This window comes from Caldibacillus sp. 210928-DFI.2.18, assembly GCF_020554505.1.
GTDB lineage: Bacteria > Bacillota > Bacilli > Bacillales > Caldibacillaceae > Caldifermentibacillus > Caldifermentibacillus hisashii.
Genome location: NZ_JAJCHL010000134.1, coordinates 1 through 6,085 on the forward strand (window position 1 = coordinate 1; position 6,085 = coordinate 6,085).

Sequence of the window (6,085 nt, forward strand, 5' to 3'; positions counted from 1 at the left end):
TTGCGGGGCGCTCCAGTTTGTACGTCGCTAAGCGGGCGCTCTGCGCTTTTCTTAAACTCGATTTTTTAAAAAAGGATCCAAACAAGAAAAGGGATAAGAAAAGAACTGAAAATTGCCGATAAAATCATGCCTGCTGAACTGATTGAACCTGTTTCGAGATTATCTTCAAATGCCTTGGCTGTGCCAATTGCGTGGGAGGCGTTACCAAAAGCCATTCCGCGTGCGATTGTATGGTCAAACTTGAAAATTTTAAGTAAGTACGGCCCGATGATTGCCCCGGTAAACCCTGCGATCATAACAAAAACAGCGGTTAATGACGGAATCCCGCCAATCTGACCGGCTATTTGAACAGCGACAGCGGTTGTAATCGACTTGGGAAGCGCCGTAAAAATCATTTCTTTCGTATAACCAAGAAGATTTAAGATTATGTAAACTGTTATCAAATTCAACGTAACGGCCAGAAAAATACTAACCAAGACCGGTTGGAAATATTTCAATAAAAGTTCTTTGTATTTATATAAAGGAAAGGCTAACGCCACGACTGTCGGTCCTAGTAATTCATGAAGCCATTTGCCCCCATCCATATATGTTTCATAAGGAATATTCAAACTTACCAATATAATAATAATAATGATGGTCGTTGTTAATGTTGGATTCAAAATCGGGTTTTTATATTTAACGGCAAATTTTTTCGCTGCAAAAAATACGCCAACGGTTAATAAGAACATGCCGACTCCAATACTTATAGTGTTCATGCCAAATGTTTCTCCTTCTCTTTGAATGTAGTTTTCCCCAATTTCTCACAAACAAAAGCAGAAGCGACAAAGACAATGCAGGTACTTACGATTATACCCATGATAAGGAGTATTCCTTTGCCGTGAAAAATATGGAAATAATTCATCACCCCAACTGTGGCGGGTACAAGAAACAAAGGCATAAGTGACAGCAGAAAATTCGCCCCTTGATTCACCCAGGTTTCCGGAAGTATTTTACTGGACAAGAAGAGAAACAATAAAATTAATCCGATAATACTCCCTGGGATCGATAACCGAAAGATATTTTGTAAAACTTCACCAATGATGTAAAAAAAGGTAATCAATAACATTTGCAAAATGAACTTTATGAATTTCATTTCTCGTTCCCCCTTGAAAATCTTCAGAACTGTTAAATAACAGTTACTTCATTTTACACCCTGTATCAATGAAACTCAATCAAAATGTATGGAAAGTGGATGTTCAAAAAGACCGGGAAAAATCTTAAGTTTTCCTCTCCTCACAGACTGCAACCGCCTCTTAAAACATGCACTAAAAAACGGGTCATAATCAACTTGAAGACATTTCTATATTGACGAAGCGCTCTTAAAACATGGACTAAAAAAACGGGTCCCTTTTGGGAAACCCGTTTTTTACACTGTATCATGATAAGTTTAATGAATTGGATGCCCGGCAGTCATAACCCAGATGGAACCAGCGACAATGACAACAGCCATGAACACCGCATATACCGTATGGACCACTTTTGTATCGCGATCTTCGCCTTCTGTCATATGCATGAACATAAATAGTTGCAGTCCTGCTTGAGCAACAGCCAACCCGGCAATAATAATCATCACAATACCTGCTGAAAGACCTGTCTTAAAGGCAACGAATAACGTCGCAATGGTTAAAGCAATGGATAATAAAAACCCGACAACATGCGTATAGGGGAAACTATTATGTGACTTGCTGTTCATCTAAATTAACCCCCCTACATAAACAAATGTAAAGATGAAAATCCAAACAACATCAAGGAAGTGCCAATAAATACCCCAAATATGAACTTTACTTGCTGTTATTGGTGTAATTCCTCTTTGCAGCAGCTGGATGATAACCATTATCGCCCAAAAGATACCTAAAGTGACGTGGGCTCCGTGTGTTCCCAGTAAAGTTAACAAACTGGATGTAAATGCACTTGTTTGAATCCCGGCGCCTGCATGAACATAATGGATAAACTCATTAATTTCCATATACAGGAAGCCGCCACCCAATGCTAAAGTAATGATTAACCAAGTAATTAACCCGCGAACATTTCCACGTCGCATTTCATGAATGACTAATCCGGCGGTAAAACTACTTGTTAACAAAAGCATTGTTTGAATGACAACATCTTTTATAACAAAAATTTCCTCTCCAGTCGGCCCGTCAGAGGTTCTTGTATGAAGAACCCCATAGACGGCAAACAATGTTGCAAATAAAATGATTTCTGCCGCGATGAAAATCCAGAAACCTAATATATTTAATTTTCCTTGTTCTGATTGGTATTCTGTCGGTACAGAGTGATTAATCATTTTGCTTTCCATCATTTCGAATCACCTCTCCATGTACGCTCTTTCTCGATGATTTCTTCAACCGGAACATAGTAACCATCATCGTATTCAAAGGAGCGTTTAATCATTCCTGCAAAGATGAGGAAAGCGGAAATTGCTGCTAAAGGAATCCATTCAAAGACAAGGAAGAATCCTGCAATTAAGAAGGCTGCCCCCATATATACAGGTAATCCGGAATTACTTGGCATATGAATTGGTTTAATTTTATTTGGATCTAATGCAAAGTTATCTTTATTCTTTTTCATTTCCCAATAAGCATCAACATCGGTAACTTCCGGAACAACAGCAAAATTGTAATGCGGAACAGGTGTTGCAGTAGCCCATTCCAGCGTTCTTGCTGTACCCCACGGATCATTTTCTGTTGTCCGTTTTTCGTAACGAATACTCCAGTAAATGTTATAGCAAAGTGCTGCAAAACCGGCAGCAAGGAAAATTGCACCTACTGCAGATAATGCATATAACGGCCATAATCCGGATTCTTCCGAGTAAGTGTACATCCGTCTTGCCGCTCCCTGTAAACCAAGGAAGAACATTGGGAAGAATGTTAAGTTAAATCCAATGTTAAATAACCAGAAATGCCATTTACCGATTCGCTCATTCAATTTGAATCCAAACACTTTTGGCCACCAGTAATAAAGTGCTGCAAATACTGCGTAAACAACACCAGGAATTAATGTGTAATGGAAGTGAGCAACCAAGAACAATGTATTATGATATTGGAAGTCTGCAGCTGCCATTCCGAGCATAACCCCTGTTACCCCACCGATTAAGAACGTAGGGATGAACGCTAATGTCCACATCATTGGTGCTGTAAATTCTATCCGGCCTTTGCGCATAGTAAAGAGCCAGTTAAACATTTTAATACCGGTTGGAACCGCAATTGCCATCGTTGTAATGGAGAACACAGAGTTAACTGCAGGTCCAACGCCCATAGTATAGAAATGGTGAACCCATACAAGCATACTTAAGGCGGAAATAACAACGATTGCCATAACCATTGATGTATAACCATATAAACGTTTCTTTGAAAATGTTGCAACAACTTCCGAGTAAATACCGAATGCCGGTAGAACAACAATATACACTTCCGGGTGACCCCATAACCAGAACAGGTTAGCCCAAAGCATATCCAGACCGCCATCTGCAACGGTAAAGAAGTGTGTACCGAAAATCCGGTCCATTGTTCCCAATAATAATGCAACTGTAAAGATCGGGAAGGCAATGACAATAATTAATGATGTAATTAATGTCGTCCAAGTAAACATCGGCATTCTCATTAATTTCATACCCGGTGCCCGCATCTTCATAATTGTGACGATAAAGTTAATTCCACTCATCAAAGTACCGATACCGGCAATCTGAAGGGCAACCATGTAAAAGTTATTACCGATTCCGGGTGTAAACTCTTTACCGGCAAGCGGGAAGTAAGATGTCCATCCTGCATCCGGAGAGCCACCAATGACAAACGAGAGGTTAAATAGCATTGCACCGGCAAAAGTCAACCAGAAACTTAATAAGTTCAATTGCGGGAATGCCACGTCCCTAGCCCCGATTTGAAGCGGCATGGCAATATTCATAATTCCGATTAACATCGGCATCGCCATAAATAAAATCATGATTACGCCGTGAGTTGTAAAAACTTCATTATAATGTTGAGCATCTAAAAATGTATTTTCCGGTACGGCTGTTTGAGCTTTCATCATTAAGCCGTCGACACCACCACGGAAGAACATAAGCACACCCATGATGATGTACATAATTCCAATTCGTTTATGGTCAACCGATGTTAACCATTCTGACCAAAGATATTTCCATTTTTTAAAATAAGTTAGACCAACAACAATACCAACCATTGTCAGTACAATTGAAATTTGTGCACCTAAAATGAGTGGATTCCCTGTGATTAATATTTTATCCCATTTAATGTCCACTATGGTCACCTCCATGATGATGGTTCACTATTTTCTGTATCGTTGTCTACATCATTATTTTCATCAGTAAAAGTTTTGCCCGGATAACCGTGAACACGGTATAATTCAGGATTTAAATATTCTTTAGCATGAGGATCCGCATGATCAACCCATTCAAGATGTGTATTTGAAAACGTCTCTCTACCTAAATGTGAAGGTTTAAGTTTTTCTGCATACATTTCTTCTGTTAATTTAGGTGCTTTTTCCTGAACTTCTTTTACCCATTTATCAAAATCCTGTGAAGATTGGGCAAGTACCTCAAATTCCATTTCTTTGAATCCTTTACCATTGAAGTTTGAGTTTCTGCCAAAGTAAGACCCTTCATGATCTGCTACTATATAAAGTTCTGTTTCCATTTTTGCCATCGTATATTTTTGACCGCTTAATGCAGGGATCCAGAATGACTGCATGGTTCCTGCCGATGTCAATTTAAATAGTACAGGACGGTTAACCGGAATATTTACATAGTTAATGGTTTCAATATTTTGTTCCGGATAACTGAATATCCATTTCCAGTCAGCTGAAGTTGCATGAATCACTAATGGTTCTTGGTCTTCATAACCTGCTGGAACTTCTTCCAGATCAAATAAAGTGGTAACGGTTGGAACCATCAGGATGACCACAATGATGAATGGAATAGCTGTCCAAATAATTTCCACAAGATGATTACCTTTTTCTTGCGGCGGTTCATAATCCGCATTATCCGGACGTGCCCGATACTTCCAGACAATATAAACAAACAAGGCAATAACGACAACCATGATAAGTCCAATCCAAATAAGAGACCAGTTAATTAAATCAAGAATTTTTTCAGCTTGCGGTCCTTTTGGGTTGAATACTACCAGTTCAGCCATTTCACAGCCGCTAAGCAGAAACACAAGCATGACTGAGAATACTGATAAAAGCAGGCTTTTCCTTTTTTTCATACGACTCTCCCTTTCTTAGAAGTTGAAATTCATATAATTGCAATAAAGTTATAGATTTGTTCACACTCTTGACTAAAATTGTTCACATTTTAGACAAAAGTGTTAATTACGTTCACAAAGTAGACAAAAACCATATTTGGAAAGGCTTACCTTGGTGATAAATTACAAAATACATTATTACAATATAGTTAACACTACATCTATATTGTAAACTATAACTTTCTAAATGGAAGCCCTAAATTGTTACAAATTAGTTAAGGATAAAATTGTATTTACTATAAACCACATAAAAAGTATAAATTGGGAAAAGCCACCATTGACAAGTTGTTGTAGTTGTTTTTAAAACTTTCTGGAAAGGCTAAAAAATATTGCGGATAAAAACTTGTATGAGCTGGGCCCTACGGAAATTTTACATGAATTTAATAAAAAAATTCATATATTTTGTGAAGAAATAGCAAAATAATCATGATATTCTCTTTTGAATATCAAATCCTGCCAAGAGGTGATAAAATGGCTTATTTCCATGATGTTGACCGCACAAGACAATTGTTTCACCATAATTGGACTAGGCCGAAACGGATGAAATCGCAAGTGAACGGTCATACAGAAATGTCACAAAATAATATTATTTTGCGGAGTAATGCCAAGGCGCATCGATGGTAGGGTATATCTGCGACGAAAGCGAAAGTCGCACAGTCGCAAAAAAGAGGGCAGGAAAACTTTCCTGTCCTTTTTATAGTATAGAAAATCTTAAACCTTAATTCAGCATTATCCCTGTTGGATTTAATAGTAAGGTAGCTTGATTCAGCAGTATCCCTGTTGGA

General features: G+C 38.3%; 7 protein-coding genes. 1 reads left to right on the top strand and 6 read right to left on the bottom strand.

The window, feature by feature from the left end; all coding sequences use genetic code 11:
- Positions 1-65: 65 nt before the first annotated feature.
- The 6 genes from LIZ98_RS16595 to qoxA all read right to left on the bottom strand — a co-directional run bounded on the left by LIZ98_RS16595 (position 66) and on the right by qoxA (position 5,261).
- Positions 66-755 carry an LrgB family protein gene (locus LIZ98_RS16595; RefSeq protein ID WP_227140302.1) on the bottom strand — a complete coding sequence of 230 codons (690 nt, stop codon included), beginning with the start codon at positions 753-755 and terminating at the stop codon, positions 66-68.
- Entirely contained in the window at positions 752-1,132 is a 381-nt protein-coding gene (locus LIZ98_RS16600; protein WP_034767538.1) for a CidA/LrgA family protein, read from the bottom strand. Before LIZ98_RS16600 ends, LIZ98_RS16595 begins: the two co-directional genes overlap by 4 nt.
- A 294-nt stretch (positions 1,133-1,426) precedes the next feature.
- Positions 1,427-1,732 carry a cytochrome aa3 quinol oxidase subunit IV gene (gene qoxD, locus LIZ98_RS16605; RefSeq protein WP_108897410.1) on the bottom strand — a complete coding sequence of 102 codons (306 nt, stop codon included), beginning with the start codon at positions 1,730-1,732 and terminating at the stop codon, positions 1,427-1,429.
- Positions 1,733-2,338 (bottom strand): cytochrome aa3 quinol oxidase subunit III, encoded by a 606-nt coding sequence (qoxC, locus tag LIZ98_RS16610; RefSeq protein WP_227140303.1) that lies wholly within the window; start codon positions 2,336-2,338, stop codon positions 1,733-1,735. It lies immediately after the preceding gene.
- Positions 2,338-4,296, bottom strand: a complete 1,959-nt coding sequence (gene qoxB, locus LIZ98_RS16615) for a cytochrome aa3 quinol oxidase subunit I (protein WP_108897411.1) — start codon at positions 4,294-4,296, stop codon at positions 2,338-2,340. The genes qoxC and qoxB overlap by 1 nt, the downstream gene beginning before the upstream one ends.
- A gap of 5 nt (positions 4,297-4,301) precedes the next feature.
- Complete coding sequence (gene qoxA / locus LIZ98_RS16620) at positions 4,302-5,261, bottom strand: cytochrome aa3 quinol oxidase subunit II (RefSeq protein ID WP_108897412.1); 960 nt, start codon at positions 5,259-5,261, stop codon at positions 4,302-4,304.
- 510 nt (positions 5,262-5,771) lie between these two features.
- Here qoxA and LIZ98_RS16625 point away from each other — a divergent pair.
- Positions 5,772-5,924, top strand: coding sequence for a YpzG family protein (locus tag LIZ98_RS16625; protein WP_072012629.1), 153 nt, complete (start codon positions 5,772-5,774; stop codon positions 5,922-5,924).
- Positions 5,925-6,085 lie beyond the last annotated feature (161 nt).

Excerpts from the sequence above, each read along its gene's own strand:
- LIZ98_RS16595 (WP_227140302.1), bottom strand. The coding sequence starts at position 755 with ATGAACACTATAAGTATTGGAGTCGGCATGTTCTTATTAACCGTTGGC.
- LIZ98_RS16600 (WP_034767538.1), bottom strand. The coding sequence starts at position 1,132 with ATGAAATTCATAAAGTTCATTTTGCAAATGTTATTGATTACCTTTTTT.
- qoxD (WP_108897410.1), bottom strand. The coding sequence starts at position 1,732 with ATGAACAGCAAGTCACATAATAGTTTCCCCTATACGCATGTTGTCGGG.
- qoxC (WP_227140303.1), bottom strand. The coding sequence starts at position 2,338 with ATGGAAAGCAAAATGATTAATCACTCTGTACCGACAGAATACCAATCA.
- qoxA (WP_108897412.1), bottom strand. The coding sequence starts at position 5,261 with ATGAAAAAAAGGAAAAGCCTGCTTTTATCAGTATTCTCAGTCATGCTT.
- LIZ98_RS16625 (WP_072012629.1), top strand. The coding sequence starts at position 5,772 with ATGGCTTATTTCCATGATGTTGACCGCACAAGACAATTGTTTCACCAT.